This is a genomic window from Streptomyces sp. NPDC020958 (assembly GCF_055562175.1).
In genome coordinates, this window is sequence record NZ_JBVHFU010000001.1 from 1,140,031 (window position 1) to 1,156,307 (window position 16,277).

The window sequence follows — 16,277 nt, forward strand, 5'->3', positions numbered from 1 at the left end:
GACACTTATTGGGCATGTAACCAATTGCCTTATTGGTCGCCCACTCAATAATATTCACCGCATGACGTCAAGAGCCCCGGGCAAGCGCGTCCGGAAGGCACCCGCCGAGCGCCGTCAGGAAATCGTCGCCACGGCGGCGCGGATCGGCCTCGTCGAGGGCCTGGAGTGCATCACTCTGCGCCGGGTCGCCGACGAACTGGGGGTCCGGCCCGGACTCGTCGGCCACTATTTCCCGGCCGCGGACGAACTGGTGGCCGAGGCGTTCACCCACGCCACCATGGCGGAGCTCGACGGTCTGCTGCCGCCGCGGCCGGACGCCCCCATGGACACCTTCCGGAGGTTCTTCGGGCTCACGTCGAGCGCCGAGTTCCACGACGTCAGCAAGCTCTGGCTGAACGCACGGCACCTCTCGCGCTACCGTCCGGCGCTGCGCGAGCACGTCGTGAAGCAGGAGCTGCGGTGGTGCCGGCGCCTGGCGGAGCTCATCGCCGCGGGGGCGGCGGCCGGGGTCTTCGCCTGCGCGGATCCCTGGGCCGCCGCCACCCGCGTGCTCGTCGCCATCGACGGCGCCAGCGCGTACGTGAACACCACAGCCGACCACCGCAGGACGACCACCGCGGACATGCCACGCACCGTCGCCGAGGCCGAACTCGGCCTGCCACGGGGCGCGTTGCTCACCGGCTGAGGCCGCCGTGTCGGGCACGCACCCGGAACTGCTCTCCCATCTCGCGGTCTGGTGCCGCCGTCAAGGCCACACGGTCACAGCGGCGCCCCCCCCGAGGAAGCCCCGGTCCGCGCCCACGTGCACCGGGGCAGCGCGGTGGAGGCCCGCCGGGACGGTGCCGAACGGGCCGGAGACGCCGGGGCGGACGGTGTGGCCGAGCACGCCGCGGCACACTGGGGGCCGGCCGCGCGCGGCGCGCTCGTCGAGGCCGGCGGACCCGAGACGCACTTCGCCGTAGCCGACCGCGACACCGTCCGGACGGATCTGGCACCACGCCTGTACCGCCAGGCGACCGCCGCGCAGTGGGACCCGCACACCGCGATCCCGTGGCAGACGCTCTTCACGCTGCCCGACGACGTGGAGCGGGCCGTCGTGCAGGTGATGACCTACCTGGTGGAGAACGAACAGGCCGCCCTGGTGATCCCCGGACGGCTGCTGACCCAGGTGCACCCGCACTTCCGGGAGGTGCTGCAACTGCTTGCCGTCCAGGCCGCCGACGAGGCCCGGCACGTGGAGGTCTTCGCCCGGCGGGCGGTGCTCAAGGGCGGCCGGATGGGAACCTCCTCGGTGGGCGGCCGGGCCTCGCTGGCGACCCTGATGACAGAGCCGGACTTCTCCATCGCGTCCTTCCTGCTCTCCGTCCTCGGTGAAGGCAGCTTCCTCAACCTGCCGGCGTTCCTGGAGCGTCACGCCCCCGACCCCGTCACGCACCGCATCAGAGGGCTCGTCCGCCAGGACGAGGCGCGGCACGTCGCGTTCGGGCTCGGCCACCTCGAACACCGCAGCACCGTGGAACCCCGACTGAGCGGCAGGCTGCGGGCCGCCGTGGAACGCCGCCACGAGGTCCTGACGCGCACCGCCGGCCTGAACGCGGAGGTGTTCGACGACCTGGTGCTGCTCGCCGCCGGTTCCTGGACCCCGCAGGCGATCGAACGCGGCTGGCGCGCGGTGCGGCGGTCCCCGGAGCCAGGGGCGTCGAACCGTAGCCCGCACGGGCCGCCCTGTGTGATGCAGCAGCTGTCGGCCGGTACCGGCGCCTCGGCACGCCGGGCCGGCCTCAGCGCGACCGTGGGTCCATCGTGAACGCCGGTTCGCCCAGGCGTTGTCGGATCGCTCGGCCGGAAACTCCGGCCGAGCGATCCGCCGGCCCTGGCCGCGGCGCGTCGGTCACCGTAGGGCAGTGACCCTCGGACGCGCCGGGTCGATGCTCCGGCGTCGCGGTCTCCGACTACTCCTCGTGGCGGCCCTGCTGGGCGAAGGTGGCGTGGAATCGGCGGGTCCCGTCCACGGTGCGGACGGGGCCGGTGAGGGTGACCGTTGTCGTCAGGTGCGCGGTCGTGCTCGACGACGCCAGGCGGAGTTCCAGGTCGCCCGGTTCGACGATGCGGTGACCGTCGCGACCGGTGAAGGACGCGACGTCGGCCGGAACGGTGATGTCGATACGACGGGCTTCGCCCGGCGCGAGGGACACCCTGCTGTAGCCGACCAGGCGCTGCACCGGCTGGACGACGGAGGCCGTCGGGTCGTGGAGGTAGAGCTGAACGACTTCGGTCCCGGTCCGCTCGCCCGAGTTGCGGAGGGTGAAGGCGATGGTGAACTCGCCCCCGGTCGAGGCCTGCTGGGTTCGAACCGTGAGATCGCTCCAGGTGAAGGTCGTGTAACTGAGGCCGTGACCGAAGCCGAATGCCGGGGTCGGGTCGATGTTGGAGACGTCACTGACCTGGGCCAGGCGGGCGCCGAGATAGGTGGTCGGCTGGGCTCCGGGGCTGCGGGGCACGCTGACGGGCAGGCGGCCGGAGGGGTTGGTCCGGCCGCTGAGTACGCCGGCGATCGCCCGGGTGCCTTCTACTCCCGGGAAGAACGACTGGACGATCGCCGCGGATTCGTCCACCGCACGGCCGAGAGCGTAGGGGCGGCCTGCGAGGAGGACGGTGACGACCGGACGACCGGAGTCGAGCAGTGCGTCGAGGAGTTGCTGCTGGGCGCCGGGCAGGGTGAGTGATTCCGTGTCGCAGCCCTCGCCGCTGGTGCCACGGCCGAACAGGCCCGCGCGGTCGCCCAGGACGGCGATGACGATGTCCGCGTTCCGGGCCGTGTCCACCGCCGCCTCGATCCCGGAGAGGTCGCCGTCGTCGATGCCCGTGCCGCGGGCGACGGTGATGGCCGCGTCCGGGAACTCGGCTGTCAGGGCGTCCTGGAGGGTGGGCAGGTCGATGCCGACGGGGACGGTCGGGTGCTGAACGCCGACGTGCATGGGGAAGGAGTAGCAGCCCAGTACGGCTGTGGCCTCCGTCGCGTTGGGGCCGACGAGGGCGATCCTGCGCGGCGTGGCGAGAGGCAGTACGCCGTCGTTGTTGCTGAGCAGGACCACGGCCTTCTCGGCCAGCTCACGTGCCAGTTCGCGGTTCGCGGGAGGATCCAGGTCGACCTTGCCGCGCAGGGCCTCCGGGTCGTCGGGATCGGTGCCGCGCAAGGCGGCCGGCACGGGATCCCAGTCGGGGTCCAACATGCCGAGCTGGGCCTTTTGACGGAGTACCCGGCTGAGGGCACCGTCGATGAGGGACTCTGGGATCCGGCCGTCCTTGACGGCCTGGACGAGTGGTTCACCGAAGGTCTTGACGCTGGGCAGTTCGACGTCGACGCCCGCCGTGAGGGCGGTGTGCGCGGCGTCGGCCCAGTCCGCCGCCACACCGTGGAGGGTCTTCAGGAAGGCGATGCCGAAGTAGTCGGCGACGACCGTCCCGTCGAAGCCCCAGGTGTCACGAAGCAGGCCGGTCAGCAACTGCCGGTCGGCGGCGGCGGGTACACCGTCGTTGTCGTTGTAGGCGTGCATGACGGCGCGGGCGCCGCCCTCCCGGACGGCCATCTCGAACGGGGGCAGCAGGACGTCGGCGCGTTCGCGGGGCCCGATCGAGGCGGGAGCGAGGTTGCGTCCCGCGCGGGACGCGGAGTAGCCGACGAAGTGCTTGAGGGTGGCGATGATTCCCGCCGACTCCAGTCCCTGCACGTAGGCCGTCCCGATGGTGGCCACGAGGTACGGGTCCTCGCCGATCGTCTCCTCCACGCGTCCCCAGCGGGCGTCGCGCACCACGTCGAGGACCGGCGCGAGGCCCTGGTGGATACCGACGGAGCGCATGTCACGACCGATGGCCGCGGCCATACGGCGTACCGCCCCGGGGTCGAACGTGGCGCCCCAGGACAGCGGGACGGGGTAGGCGGTGGCCCCCCAGGCCGCGAAGCCGGCGAGGCATTCCTCGTGCGCGAGAGCGGGGATTCCGAAGCGGTTCGCCGAGACGATGCGGGCCTGGGTGCGTTGCAGGGAGAGAGCCCCGAGGGCGGGGTCGACGGGTGCGGTGCCGAAGGGCCGGGTCAGCTGACCCAGTCCGGTGGGCATCAACGCCTCGAGATCGACCGCTTCCTCCATGTCGTGCTGGTGGGGAGCCACCTCGTCGCCCTGGGCGGAGGCGCCGACCCACACGCCGTACAGCTGAGCTGTCTTCTCCTCCAGGGTCATTGCCTCGATCAGGGCCGCCACTCTGGTGGCGAGGGGGCGGGACGGGTCGTTCCACACGGGGGTCGGGTGGGAGGTCTCTACAGCCACGTGGCGGTCACTTTCCTCCGACGCCCATCAGGCCCTGGACCAGGGCGCGACGGGCGAACAGGTAGACGAGCAGGACGGGCACCATGGACAGCATCACGGCCCCGAGAAGACCGGGGATGTCGATGCCGTGTTCGGTCTGGAAGTTGTAAAGACCCAGCGTGATCACCTTGGTCGAGTCGGACTGGGTCAGCACCAGCGGGAAGAGGAACCCGTTCCATGCCTGGAGCGCCGAGAACACGGTGATCGTGGAGAGGCCGCCGCGCGAGAGCGGTACGACCAGCTGGAAGAACATGCGCCGTGGAGTCGCTCCGTCCACCGCCATGGCCTCGAAGAGTTCGGGAGAGATGTCCCGCATGGTGCCGCTGAGGATCAGGGCCGACATCGGCAAGCAGAACGCCGCTGTCGGCAGGATGACGCCCAGCAGGTTGTCGTACAGGCCTGCTTTGCTGATGAGGTAGAACATCGGCACGATGACGGCCTGGGCCGGAATGGCGAGTCCGAGCAGGAACAGACGGAAGACCAGTGAGGTCACCTTGGAGCGGCTGCGGACGATGGCGTACGCGAGCGGCGGAACCAGGACCAGCACCAGGCCCACTACGGCCGCCGTGACGGCGATCGTGTTGAGGAAGTACCGGCCGAAGCCGGTGTCGAACGCGCCCAGGTAGTTGTCGAAGGTGAAGGTGTGGGGTACCGACACCGGACCGTTCGACGCGTAGTCGCCGCGCGTGCGCAGTGTCGCGGCGATCATGACGTACAGCGGCAGTCCGACGAGGAACAGCCAGACGGCGGAGCCGACGCCGGCGACGTAGTTGGCGCGGCGCCTCATGACACGCCCTCCATGGTGCTGCGCATCTTGTCGTAGCCCGACACGCGGACGACGACGAGCGAGATGACGGTGGAGGCCACGACCAGAGCGAGGGCGACGGCGGCACCGGCGCCGAAATCGAACTCCTTGAAGGCCTTCTCGTACATGTAATAGGCGCTGATGGTGGTGTCGGTGCCGGGTCCGCCCTGCGTGAGGATGAGGACGGTCTCGAAGGTGGTCAGACCGCCGACGGTCATCAGAATCATCGAGGTGATCATCGAGTTGCGCAGCTGCGGCAGCGTGATGTGGAAGAACTGCCGGTAGCGGCCCGCCCCGTCGATCTCCGCGGCCTGGTAGAGCACCTGCGGGACGGCCCGTGCCGCACCCTGGTAGATCAGGGTGTGGAAGGGGGTGAACTGCCAGGTGCTGACGAAGGCCAGGACCCCGATGGCCGTGGTCTGCTTGCCGAACAGGTTCCCGTCACCGAACAGCCAGCCGGCGTCGGCGGGGATCCCGAAGTTGGGGTCGAGCAGGGCCCGCCAGAGGACGGAGACGGCGGTGCCGGACAGCAGCAGGGGGATGAAGTAGATGACGGACAGCACGGCGCGGTTGCGCTGGTAGCCGGCGGCCCAGACGCCGAGGAGAATGCTGAGCGGTGTCTGGATGAGAATGCCGAGAACGGTCAGGAGCAGGGTCACCCAGATGCTCTTGAGCATCACGGGGTCGTCCAGAAGACGTGACCAGTTGTCCATGCCGACGAACTGCGGCGACCCGAGCCCGTTCCAGGTCGTGAAGGACAGCACAGCGACCATGATCAGCGGAATGATCGCGAAGACAGCGAAGAACAGGGCGGCGGGAAGTGCCCAGCCGAAGCCGGGTCGCGCCACGTTGGCCGTTGACGAGCCGCCCGCCCGCCGCCGGGCCGCCTCGAGGGACCTGGCGGCGGACGGGGTGCTCGTGATCTGTGTAGTCATGAGCCGTTCATTCACTCGGAAGTGCCTGCATGGCCTTGATGAAGCCGTCGGCGTCGATCTGGCCGTCGAAGAACTGCTGCACGGCCTGCTGGATGGGGGTCCCGGCGGCCGGCGGATACGCCTGGTCCCAGGACAGCTGGAACGCCGGAGCCTTGGCGACCAGGTTGTACTGGAAGTGCGAGTAGTCCGGGTTGGCTGAAGTGTCCAGGAAGGACTCGGTGTTCGTGGTCGTGGGCAGGTTGCCGATGGCCAGCTGGGCCTTCACGAACTCGTCCGAGTACATGAGCTTCAGGAACTTGGCGGCGGCGTCGGGATACTTGGTCTTGCGCAGCACCGAGTAGAAGTTGTTGGTGTTTCCGACGACGTCGGCAGCGTCGCCCTTGCCGCCGGGAACGGTGGGGAACGCCGTGTAGCCGAGGTCCTTCTCGGCGAAGCTCTTGGCGTCCGTCTGCTGCTGGGCGTAGTACCACGAACCCATGAGCTCGAAGCCGGCCTTGCCGGAGGCGACGAGTGCCGGTGACGCGCCGTTGGTGTACTTCACCGAGTCGTAGTTCTTGCCGAAGGCGCCGGCGTCCACCAGATCCCTGAGCATGCTCAGCGCCTTCTTGCTGTCGGCGCTCTCCCACGCCGACTTGTCGCCCTCGATTGCCTTCTGGAACAGGCCCGGCCCGGCGATACGGTCGTAGAGGTACTCGAACCACATCAGGGTCGGCCACCTGTCGCCGCCGCCCAGGGCGATCGGGGTGACACCCTGGGCCTTGAGCTTCTTGACCGCGTCGAGCAGTTCGTCCCAGGTCTGGGGCGGCGTGACCCCCGCGTCCTTGAGGACCTTCTTGTTGTGGAACAGCAGGACGGGCTGCGTGCCGCGCATCGGGACGCCGTACGGCTTGCCGTTGACCACCGTGCTGTTGAAGACCGAGGGCAGGAACTTCGACTTCAGGTCCGGGTTCTTCGCGATGAAACCGTCCAGCGGTAGCAGCAGATCGGCCTTGACGAACGGCTGGATACTGCCGCCGCCCCAGTTGAAGAAGATGTCCGGGGCCTGCGGGGTGTTGATGATCGTCTGGAGCTTCTGCTGGTAGTCGGCGCCGGGGATGGTGTCGAGGACGGCCTTGACGTCGGACGTCTTGTTGAACGTGCTGACTATCTGCCTCTCGACCTTGTTGCTGGCGTCCCCGTAGACCAGAACGTGAATCTTTCCGTCGCTCGACGACTGGCCGTTGCCGTTGCCGCAGGCGGCCAGCGGGAGCGCCAGGGCGAGCGTCGCACCGCAGGCGACCAGTCTGGGCAAGCGCGCGCGTGTCTTCATCGTTGGAGCCCTTCGAAAGTTTCGGCCTCATTACCGAAAGTCAATGCGCTGGGGACACTAGGACAGGCCTGAGGCTCGGTCAACAGTCATGCAGGCACACGCTCAAACCGTTACGGGTATTGCCGCCTGTATCCTGCGAACATGGGCGAGGACGGCAAGATCGGCAGCAAGGTGACCCTGGCCGAGGTGGCCAGAGTTGCGGGCGTTTCGCTGCCGACAGTTTCGAAGGTGGTCAACGGTCGTTCGGACGTGTCCCGTGTGACCAGGGCCAAGGTCGAGCGAGCACTGGAGGTCCATGGCTACCGTTCCCGCCCCCGGAATCCAGCCCGGCCCGCCCTTCTTGAACTGGTGTTCCACGAGCTGGAGAGCATCTGGGCGATGGAACTGGTCAAGGGGGTGGAGCAGGTCGCGCGGGAGAACCACGCGACCGTGGTCCTCACCGTGAGCGGTACGCGGCACGCGCCTGGGCCGGAGTGGCTCGAAGGAGTGCTGAAAAGAAAACCGTTGGGCGTCGTCCTGGTCTTCTCGACGCTTCCGCGCGACGTCAGACAGCGGCTCAGGTCGGCGGCCGTCCCCTTCGCCGTGGTCGATCCCGCGGGCGACCCCGACCCCGACGTGCCGTCGGTGGGCTCGGCGAACTGGGCCGGCGGTCTCGCGGCCACCCGGCATCTCACGGCACGGAACCACCGGCGTATCGCGGTCATCACCGGACCGGAGGACATGCTGTGCTCACGTGCGCGCCTCGACGGTTATCGCTCCGCCATGGCGATGGCGTCCCTGGACGTGGACCCGCGGCTCGTGCGGTTCGGAGACTTCCACGTGCAGGGCGGCTTCGACCACGCGATGAGCCTGCTGGACGGGCCGGACCGGCCGACGGCGATCTTCGCGGGCAGCGATCTCCAGGCGTTCGGCGTGCTGGAGGCGGCCCGGCTCAGAGGACTGCGTGTACCGGAGGACCTGTCCGTGGTCGGCTACGACGACGTGCCCCTCGCGCAGTGGTCGAGCCCCCCGCTCACCACGGTGCACCAGCCTCTGCGGCGCATGGCCGAGGAGGCGTCACGCATGCTGTTCGGCCCCGAGGAATCCGGCAAGGCCGCCCAGCGCATCGAGCTGGCGACGCACTTGGTGGAACGGCAGAGCACGGCCCCGCCAGGTGAGCTGTGAGGAACCCGCCCGGAGCCCACGGGACCGCGGCGGGGAGGGTGGGCCGACACGGTGTCAGCCCACCGCCCGCGGTCGCTCACGAGCCCAGGAGGGCGCGCAGTCCGGGTTGGAGGAGGTCGCCGTGGGCGCCGACCATGTCGTCGCACAGCCGCCAGATGTCCTCGACCGGCAGGGCCGCGGCCGTGGCGGGGTCGGTCATCGCCGCGTGCCTGATGTGCCGTGGGTCGTCCTCGACGGCCGCCCGCACCACCAGGTCGTTCGCGCTCAGATACGTGCGGTTGAGCGCCGCGAGCTGGGGTGGGAGGGAGCCGACGCGGGTGGGCTGGACGCCCAGCGGGTCCACCAGGCACGGCACCTCGACGATCCCGTGCGCGGGCAGGTTGTCGATCAGGGACCGGTTGGGGACGTTGCCGTACACCGTGCGCGGGGTGCCGGTCACCATGCTGTGGATGATCTGCGGCGCGTACTCCATCGTCCCCTCGACGGCGACCGGCGTCCCGGCGGTCAGCGCGTCGCGGGTCCTCTCGTACGTGGCGACGTTCTCGTCGACGATCTTGAGGTACTCGCCGATCGGCAGCCGCAGCCGCTCCACCTCGCTGTCGTGGTGCAGATACCAGGGCACGTACTCGGAGGAGTGTTCGCTGGTCTCCGTGGGGTAGTAGCCGAGCCGGCGGTACATGTCGACCCGGACCCTGCGACGCAACTGGTCGTCGGAGGCGATCAGTTCGTCCAGCTTCGGGTAGAGGCTCCGGCCCTGGTGCTCGAAGCGCAACACCCACGCCTGGTGGTTGACGCCCGCGGCGTGGTAACTGATCTCCTCGTAGGGCACCTTGACCAGGTCCGCGAGGTCGCGCATCGTCCAGTACACCGAGTGGCACAGACCCACCACGCGGGTCAGGCCGGTGGCCTGCGTCAAGTACTGCACGTTCATGGCCATGGGGTTGGTGTAGTTCAGCAGCCAGGCCTGCGGGCAGACCTCGGCGATGTCCCGCCCCAGCTCCTTCAGGAACGGGAACGTGCGCAGGGCGCGGAAGATGCCGCCGATGCCGAGGGTGTCGCCGATCGTCTGCCGTACGCCGTGGCGGGCCGGTACCTCGAAGTCGGTCCGGGTGGCCTCGGCCATGCCGATCTGCACGATGTTGATGACGAAGTCGGCGTCGGCCAGGGCTTCGCGGCGGTCGGTGTGCGCGGTGACGTTCGGGCGGGCGCCGAGCGTGTCGGCGATGCGCCGGGCGGCCGCGTGCGCGGTGGCCAGGCGATCGGTGTCGATGTCGTGCAGCGCGACGTGCGCGGACTTCAGTTCGGGGAACGCGAGGAGATCGGCGAGCAGTCCCTGGGTGAAGACGACACTGCCTGCGCCGACGAAGGCGATCTTGGGGGTGGTCATACCGGGGTTTCCTCGGTCTCGGAAGGGCGGGAGAGGACGTCGTCCCGCGTGGGCTGTGCGGTCGTACCGACGATGACGTCGGGGGCGGCGTCGCCGATGACGGGCACGTCGAAGGTGTGCGGCACTGAGGTGGTCCTGCCTGGGTGGTGGGTCGGGTGACGAGCGGGATCAGCCTTTGAGACCGGTGGAGGTGATCGACTGGATGAACGCCTTCTGCGCGCCGAGGAAGGCGAGCAGGACCGGCAGCACGGTGATGACGTTCCCGGCCATCACGGCGGACCACTGTGTGTGGTGCTGGCCCTGGAAGGTCGTGAGGCCGAGCTGGAGCGTGTACTGGGTGTCGTGGTTGATGGCGATCAGCGGCCAGGTCAGGTCGTTCCAGGTGCTGAGGAACGTCAGGACGGCCACCGTGCTGAGGGCCGGCCGGGACAGCGGGAGCACGATCCGCCACAGCACGTGCAGCCGCGAGCAGCCGTCGATCCAGGCGGCCTCCTCCAGCTCGCGCGGCAGCGAGAGGAAGAACTGCCGCAGGAGGAACACCGAGAACGGCGTGACGAGGGACGGCACGATCAGCGCGCCGAGCGTGTCGATGAGGCCGAGCTGCTTCATGACCAGGAACGTGGGAATCATCGTCAGCTGGAACGGGATCGCCATCGTGGCCAGCATCAGTCCCAGCAGCAGCCGGGAGCCGGCGAATCGCATCCGGGCGAACGCGTAGCCGCCCAGGGTGCCGAGCACGAGGTTCGCGGTGACCGTGACGAGGCTGACGAGGAAGGAGTTGGCGAACCAGCGCGGGAACATCGCGTTGCCGAGCACATAGCGGTAGCCGCCCAGGTCCAGACGGGAGGGCCACAGCGCCGGCGGGAAGCGGTTGATCTCCGCGTTGCTCATCACCGAGCTGAGTGCCAGCCAGATCAGCGGTACCGCGAACAGCAGGGCCATCGGCGCGAGCAGCAGGTGCCAGGGGCTGAACGGCAGCCGCGGGCGGCGCCGGCCGGCCACGGGCCGGGCGGTCGGGGCGGCCTGCGCGGCCTCGGGCGGGGCGGAGACGGCGGTCATGCGGCGGCTCCCTGGAGTCGGCGGCGGGCGATCTGGAAGATCAGGCCGATCAGGCCCAGGGCGGCGGCCAGTACGTAGGCCGAGGCGGCGCCGTAGCCCGCGGTGGCGTTCTTGAACGCCTGCTCCCAGATGAAGTAGACGATCACCGTGGTGGATCCGAGGGGTCCGCCCTTGGTGGTGACGTACACGAGGTCGAACGTCTGGAGGGCCTCGATGGTCTGCCACAGCAGCAGGAACACCGAGACGGGCCTGAGCGTGGGCAGGGTGACGTGCCGCAGGATCTGGAAGCGGCCCGCCCCGTCCAGCCGGGCCGCCTCGGTCAGCGAGGCCGGCACGTCCTGCAGCGCCGCGAGGTAGATGACCAGGCAGAAGCCGGTACCGCTCCACAGACTGATCGCGACCAGCACGAGCAGGGCCTGGGACGGATCGTTGAGGAAACCCTGCGCCGGGATGCCGAGGTAGTGCAGTACCGCGTTGGCCGCGCCGAACTGCGGATCCAGGATGAACGAGAACAGCACGCCCTGCGCGGCGGAGGAGACCACGAACGGCACGAAGAACAGGGTGCGGTAGAACCCGACGAAGCGTATGCGCCGGTTCAGGGCGAGGGCGAGCAGCAGTCCCACCACCATGCTCGCCGGTACGTACAGCGCGGTGTAGAGCAGGGTGTTGTGCACCGCCTGGCTGAAGTGGGGGTCCTGGGCGAGGGCGCGGTAGTTGTCCAGGCCCACCCAGCGGCTCGGTGTCACGAGGTCGTCGGCCCGGAAGGACAGCAGCAGCGACCAGATGATGGGCACCACGCTGAGACCGAGGATGATCAGGACCGCGGGCGACACGAACGTCCAGGCCGTCGCGGACTCGGCGGCCCGTCTGCGGCGCAGGGTACGCCGGTTGTCCGGGGGCCGGGACAGAGTGATCGGGGTGGGCACTCGGGACACGGCGGATCTCCTCAGCGGGGTATGAGCAGTGCGGCGTTGGCGTCGGCGGCGCAGGAGCGCACTGCCTGGGCGGGACTGCTGCGGCCCAGCAGCACCGCGACGACGGCCTGTCCGAGGGCCTGCGAGATCTGCGGGTAGGCGGCGTGCACGGGGCGTACCCGGGCCGAGTCCAGTGCTTTGGTGAACACCTCCAGGCCCTCGGTGGTGTTCTCCTGGTGCTGCCAGGCGGGCAGGTCGCGGGTGCGGCGGCTGAGCGGGAGGCTGCCCGCGTCGGTGTCCCAGCGCACGTCCTGCGCGGGCTGCATCAGCCAGCTCACGAAGGTCTTGGCGGCCTTCCTGCGGGCAGCGCCGTTGTCGAACACCGTCCAGGTGTCGGGTCCGCTGATGGTCACTGGCCGGCCGGAGAAGGTGGGCAGCGGGACGACGTGATAGTCGATCTTCGCCTGCCGGATGTCGGGGAGCTGCCAGGGACCGGTGACGGCCATGCCCATCCGGCCGGACAGGAAGACCTGGTACATCTGCTCGCTGCCCGGCTTCGGGTCGACGTAGACGCTCTTGTCTCGGGCCAGGGCGGCGACCACCTCCAGGGCGCGGGTCCCGGCGTCGGCGAACCCGATGTGCTTGCCGTCGTCGGCGACGACATCCCCGCCGAGGTCCCAGATCATGGGCCAAAGACGCCAGACGGTGTCCTCGTCGCCGACGCCGGGCCAGCCGGTGCCGAAACGGCCGCGGCCGACGTCCGTGAGCGCCTTGGCGGTGGCGACGAAGTCGTCCCAGCGCCAGTGGGCTTCGGGCAGCGGCAGGCCGGCCTCCTGGAAGAGCTTCCGGTTGCAGACCACCGCGAGCGAGTCCAGCAGGGCGGGCGCGGCGCGTACCCGGCCGTTGACGGTCACGGCCTGGCGGGCCGGCGCCCAGTAGTTCGTCCAGGGCGTGCCCGCGTGTCGGACCATGTCGGTGAGGTCGACGACCTGCGGGCCGCGGGCGACGCTCGCCAGGTCCGAACCGAAGATGTAGGCGATGTCCGGGTAGGAGCCCGCGGCGAGGGCGGCCGTCACCTTCTGGAGCATCGCGTCGGCGAGCACCCCGCCCCCCACATCCACCCGGATACGGGGGTGGCTGCGCATGAACGAGGCGACCAGCGAATCCATCGCCTTCCTGCCCGTGTCGGTCTGCCCGTGCCACATCTCGATCGTCACGGTGCCGTCGGCGCTCACGCCGTCGTCGCCGCCCGCCGCGCAGCCGGAGGCCCCCAGGCCCGCGGCCGCCGTGGTGGCCAGGGCCGCGCCGGCGCGCAGCACGGTGCGGCGTTCGGGCTGTGCGCTGCGGGTGAGCGCGGACATGGGTACCTCCCGTGCGGAGCTGTGGGACATGCGCGGTGCGTCAGGGGCGCGTTCTCGGTACGGAGTTCCGGCCGCGGCGACGTCGGGTGGTCCCGGCGGGGTCCGGTGCGGGGCCGGTCTCGGCCGGCCGGAACGCCGTGCGGCGGTGCTCAGGGACGGGCGCGGAGCGGGACGGGCGGCCGGGTGCGGGCGCTGCCTCGCCGTCCGCGGGGAGTCGCATGGATACGGGTCATGTCCAAGCCCCAGAACATGGTGGGTACGTCCCCGCCTCGGACACCGACGTGGTCCTGGCGACTCAGTCCGGACTCCTGGCGCGTGGTCAGCTACCGGCTGGGCGTACCTCTGCCGCCGAGTGCTTCGACTACGGCGTCGACCAGGAGTTAAACGATGGTGCCGGGCAGCTGTCAAGAGGGAAGCGATGATTGGATGTGCGTTAAATGCCGCGGAAACCCGCATGATTGAGCATCAGAGGGTGTCGGCCCGCGGCGGCTCGGGGTGAGCCGTCACAGGCCGACACGCGCTTTCAAGGCGCAACCGGGGTCGTGGTCAGCGCGGGATGAGCCCTAGCAGGTCTTGCGGACGTACCCGCTGCTCCCGGCCGGGGAGACCGCCACGTCGCGCTGGACGATGCTCAGTGTGCCACCCCACCCGTTGCACGCCTTCGACCTGCCGGAGTTGGTGTACTCGATCACGATCACGTTGTTGCCGAAGGCGCTGGTGTAGTCGCCGCACTCGTCGTACTGGCCGCATTCCTCGGCCACGGCGAAGTCGAGGCCGTTGGCGGTGCGGTTGCCGGCCAGCTCGGGGGTGTTCTTCTGGGCGATGGCCAGGCCGTCCGCGTGGGCGCGGGCGGAGAGCAGCTTGATGAACGCCTGCGCGTTGTTCGCCGTCAGACGGTTTCCGGAGCGGCTGTAGCTGTCGTAGTTGTCGGGCTCGACGGCTTGGAAGCCCTTGTCCCGGCAGCCGTCGATCTGGGATCCGATCTGGTCGGCGATCCGCTGGCGCTTGGCGGCCGTGCTGACGTCGAGGAGGGCCTCGCCCCAGTCCTCGTCGTAGACGACCTTGCCCGCGGAGTCGCGGAGCAGCAGGTCCGCCGCCCACTCGCCCTCCGCGCCCGGCTGCGCCTGGAAGGCGTTGACGTAGCAGATGTTGTACAGGCCTGCGGCCGGGGAGGCGGTGTGGTCACGGGTGACGACCTTGACGCCGGAGGGCGGCGTGTAGGCGCCTCCGATCTGGTAGTCGAAGCCCGCGTGCGTGGGCGGCAGGGACACGGCCGCCGCCTGCGTCGAGGGTGCCGCGACGAACAGGGCGCCGGTCAGCGCGGCCGCGCCGATGATGGTGCCGGTCAGTTTGGCAGAGGTGGTGTTCAGGTGGCTCATGTGTGAGCTCCAGGGGCAGCGGGCACGTCCCCGCCTCGGACGCGTGAGGTGTCCTGGCGACTTGGGCCGGGCTTGCGGCGCGGGGCCTGCATACCGGCTGGGCGTGCCTCTGAACGCGGAGCGTGGCTCCGGTGTAGTCCGAGAGTAAAGCGATCGCGTTCGAGGATGTCAACGGTGGCGAAGTCCCCTGTCCGCCGGATGAGTTGGGCGCTCGCGTGGCCGGGTGCAACCGCTGACGGCGGCGTCCGGGCACAGAGGCAGATGCTCGAAACTGCTTGATGCAAGCGTTGATTGAGCACCTTCAAGCATCTAGCGTTCGCCACGTCTGCCTGTTCGCGACGAAGGGATGCTCCATGACCGACCAGCCGGCCGCGCAGGAACTGCGTGTCGGTGTCGTAGGCACGGGCCAGCGAGCCGGGCTGGCCGTCCTGGCCGAGCGGCCCGGCTCGGCCCGCGTGGTCTCCTGCGCGGATCCCTCCGTGCGCGGCCGCACCGACGCCCGGACGCTCTTCGGGGCGGACGTCCGGATCCACGACCGTTACGAGGACATGCTCACGGACGACCTGGACGCCGTCTTCGTCCTCACCCCGGACGACCTCCACACCGCCCCTGCCCTGTACTTCCTCGAAGCCGGTGTCGCCGTGTTCGTCGAGAAGCCGCTGGCCGTCGACCTCGACGACTGCGACCGGGTCCTGGCCACCGCGGCCCGCACCGGCACCCGGCTGTACGTCGGGCACAACCTCCGCCATCTGCCGGTCCTGCGCACCATGCGCGGGCTCGTCGACGAAGGGGCGATCGGAACCGTGCGGGCGGTGTGGTGCCGGCATTTCGTCGGTCACGGCGGCGACTACTACTTCAAGGACTGGCATGCCGAACGGGCCCGGACCACGGGCCTTTTGCTGCAGAAGGGCGCGCACGACCTGGACGTCATCCACTGGCTCGCGGGCGGCTACGCCCGCACGGTGACCGCGCTGGGCGATCTGTCCGTCTACGGAGCCGTCCCACACCGCCGTACCCGGCCCCAGAGCTCGGAGCGGGTGCAGGACTGGTTCGACGCAGGCGTCTGGCCGCCGTCGGCGCTGCGCGATCTCAACCCCGTCATCGACGTGGAGGACCTCAGCATGGTCCTGACCCGCCTCGACAACGGAGTGCTCACCAGCTACCAGCAATGCCACTTCACGCCCGACTACTGGCGCAACTACACCGTCATCGGCGACGAGGGCCGCATCGAGAACCTCGGGGACGGCGTCGAGGGCGACGCCCCGTTGATCAAGGTGTGGAACCGGCGCCGTTCCGGCTACCGCGCCGAGGCCGATCTGACGCTGCCACCCACCGAGGCGGGCGGTGGCCTGCACGGAGGCGCTGACCAGGCCCTCGTCGACGAGTTCCTGCGGTTCGTCGCGCACGGCGGTGCGACCGAGACGTCGCCCGTCGCCGCCCGCGAAGCCGTCGCGACCGGCATCGCGGCCACCACGTCCCTGCGCTCGGGGGGCACGCCGGTCGATGTCCCCGCCCTCGCCCCGCACCTCGCCGACTACTTCGCGCGCCACCAGCCCGGCTCGCGAGGCCCGGCGTCCCGGATCGAGTGACTGTCTGCTCT

General features: G+C 69.7%; 14 protein-coding genes. 4 read left to right on the forward strand and 10 right to left on the reverse strand.

The window, feature by feature from the left end; genetic code table 11:
* The first annotated feature begins 61 nt into the window (after positions 1 to 61).
* Positions 62 to 685, forward strand: a complete 624-nt coding sequence (locus ACZ3KP_RS05175; RefSeq protein ID WP_467496475.1) for a TetR/AcrR family transcriptional regulator — start codon at positions 62 to 64, stop codon at positions 683 to 685.
* Positions 686 to 802: 117 nt separating this feature from the next.
* Positions 803 to 1,807 (forward strand): ferritin-like domain-containing protein, encoded by a 1,005-nt coding sequence (locus tag ACZ3KP_RS05180; RefSeq protein ID WP_467496477.1) that lies wholly within the window; start codon positions 803 to 805, stop codon positions 1,805 to 1,807.
* Between the two features lie 145 nt (positions 1,808 to 1,952).
* On the opposite strand, the gene ACZ3KP_RS05185 is transcribed toward ACZ3KP_RS05180, so the two are convergent.
* The 4 genes from ACZ3KP_RS05185 to ACZ3KP_RS05200 are packed head-to-tail and all read right to left on the reverse strand — an operon-like array spanning position 1,953 to position 7,413.
* Positions 1,953 to 4,325 (reverse strand): beta-xylosidase/alpha-l-arabinosidase, encoded by a 2,373-nt coding sequence (locus tag ACZ3KP_RS05185; RefSeq protein ID WP_467496478.1) that lies wholly within the window; start codon positions 4,323 to 4,325, stop codon positions 1,953 to 1,955.
* 7 nt (positions 4,326 to 4,332) lie between these two features.
* Positions 4,333 to 5,151, reverse strand: coding sequence for a carbohydrate ABC transporter permease (locus ACZ3KP_RS05190; RefSeq protein ID WP_467496480.1), 819 nt, complete (start codon positions 5,149 to 5,151; stop codon positions 4,333 to 4,335).
* Entirely contained in the window at positions 5,148 to 6,104 is a 957-nt protein-coding gene (locus ACZ3KP_RS05195; RefSeq protein WP_467496482.1) for a carbohydrate ABC transporter permease, read from the reverse strand. Before ACZ3KP_RS05195 ends, ACZ3KP_RS05190 begins: the two co-directional genes overlap by 4 nt.
* 7 nt (positions 6,105 to 6,111) lie before the next feature.
* Positions 6,112 to 7,413 carry an ABC transporter substrate-binding protein gene (locus ACZ3KP_RS05200; protein ID WP_467496484.1) on the reverse strand — a complete coding sequence of 434 codons (1,302 nt, stop codon included), beginning with the start codon at positions 7,411 to 7,413 and terminating at the stop codon, positions 6,112 to 6,114.
* A gap of 141 nt (positions 7,414 to 7,554) precedes the next feature.
* Between ACZ3KP_RS05200 and ACZ3KP_RS05205 the strand changes: the two genes are divergently transcribed.
* On the forward strand, positions 7,555 to 8,577 hold the full coding sequence (locus ACZ3KP_RS05205; RefSeq protein WP_467496486.1) for a LacI family DNA-binding transcriptional regulator: 1,023 nt from the start codon (positions 7,555 to 7,557) through the stop codon (positions 8,575 to 8,577).
* A 76-nt stretch (positions 8,578 to 8,653) separates the two neighbouring features.
* Here ACZ3KP_RS05205 and melA read toward each other — a convergent pair whose 3' ends face one another.
* The 6 genes from melA to ACZ3KP_RS05235 form a co-directional block, all read right to left on the reverse strand.
* Positions 8,654 to 9,964 (reverse strand): alpha-galactosidase, encoded by a 1,311-nt coding sequence (melA, locus tag ACZ3KP_RS05210; RefSeq protein WP_467496488.1) that lies wholly within the window; start codon positions 9,962 to 9,964, stop codon positions 8,654 to 8,656.
* Complete coding sequence (locus ACZ3KP_RS05215; RefSeq protein ID WP_358984706.1) at positions 9,961 to 10,089, reverse strand: hypothetical protein; 129 nt, start codon at positions 10,087 to 10,089, stop codon at positions 9,961 to 9,963. The genes melA and ACZ3KP_RS05215 overlap by 4 nt, the downstream gene beginning before the upstream one ends.
* 43 nt (positions 10,090 to 10,132) lie before the next feature.
* On the reverse strand, positions 10,133 to 11,023 hold the full coding sequence (locus ACZ3KP_RS05220) for a carbohydrate ABC transporter permease (RefSeq protein ID WP_358984703.1): 891 nt from the start codon (positions 11,021 to 11,023) through the stop codon (positions 10,133 to 10,135).
* A complete protein-coding gene (locus ACZ3KP_RS05225) occupies positions 11,020 to 11,958 on the reverse strand; it encodes a carbohydrate ABC transporter permease (protein WP_467496491.1) in 939 nt (312 codons plus the stop codon). Before ACZ3KP_RS05225 ends, ACZ3KP_RS05220 begins: the two co-directional genes overlap by 4 nt.
* Positions 11,959 to 11,969: 11 nt before the next feature.
* Entirely contained in the window at positions 11,970 to 13,298 is a 1,329-nt protein-coding gene (locus tag ACZ3KP_RS05230) for an ABC transporter substrate-binding protein (protein WP_467496492.1), read from the reverse strand.
* A 563-nt stretch (positions 13,299 to 13,861) separates the two neighbouring features.
* Positions 13,862 to 14,677 (reverse strand): endo alpha-1,4 polygalactosaminidase, encoded by an 816-nt coding sequence (locus ACZ3KP_RS05235; protein ID WP_467496494.1) that lies wholly within the window; start codon positions 14,675 to 14,677, stop codon positions 13,862 to 13,864.
* A 353-nt stretch (positions 14,678 to 15,030) separates the two neighbouring features.
* Here ACZ3KP_RS05235 and ACZ3KP_RS05240 point away from each other — a divergent pair, with 353 nt between their 5' ends.
* Positions 15,031 to 16,266: a Gfo/Idh/MocA family protein gene (locus ACZ3KP_RS05240; RefSeq protein WP_467496496.1), complete on the forward strand. Its 1,236-nt coding sequence runs from the start codon at positions 15,031 to 15,033 to the stop codon at positions 16,264 to 16,266.
* Positions 16,267 to 16,277: the final 11 nt, after the last annotated feature.

Coding starts and splice junctions, on each gene's coding strand:
- ACZ3KP_RS05205 (WP_467496486.1), top strand. CDS start 7,555: ATGGGCGAGGACGGCAAGATCGGCAGCAAGGTGACCCTGGCCGAGGTG.
- ACZ3KP_RS05240 (WP_467496496.1), top strand. CDS start 15,031: ATGACCGACCAGCCGGCCGCGCAGGAACTGCGTGTCGGTGTCGTAGGC.
- ACZ3KP_RS05190 (WP_467496480.1), bottom strand. CDS start 5,151: ATGAGGCGCCGCGCCAACTACGTCGCCGGCGTCGGCTCCGCCGTCTGG.
- ACZ3KP_RS05200 (WP_467496484.1), bottom strand. CDS start 7,413: ATGAAGACACGCGCGCGCTTGCCCAGACTGGTCGCCTGCGGTGCGACG.
- ACZ3KP_RS05235 (WP_467496494.1), bottom strand. CDS start 14,677: ATGAGCCACCTGAACACCACCTCTGCCAAACTGACCGGCACCATCATC.
- ACZ3KP_RS05230 (WP_467496492.1), bottom strand. CDS start 13,298: ATGTCCGCGCTCACCCGCAGCGCACAGCCCGAACGCCGCACCGTGCTG.
- ACZ3KP_RS05220 (WP_358984703.1), bottom strand. CDS start 11,023: ATGACCGCCGTCTCCGCCCCGCCCGAGGCCGCGCAGGCCGCCCCGACC.
- ACZ3KP_RS05195 (WP_467496482.1), bottom strand. CDS start 6,104: ATGACTACACAGATCACGAGCACCCCGTCCGCCGCCAGGTCCCTCGAG.
- melA (WP_467496488.1), bottom strand. CDS start 9,964: ATGACCACCCCCAAGATCGCCTTCGTCGGCGCAGGCAGTGTCGTCTTC.
- ACZ3KP_RS05175 (WP_467496475.1), top strand. CDS start 62: ATGACGTCAAGAGCCCCGGGCAAGCGCGTCCGGAAGGCACCCGCCGAG.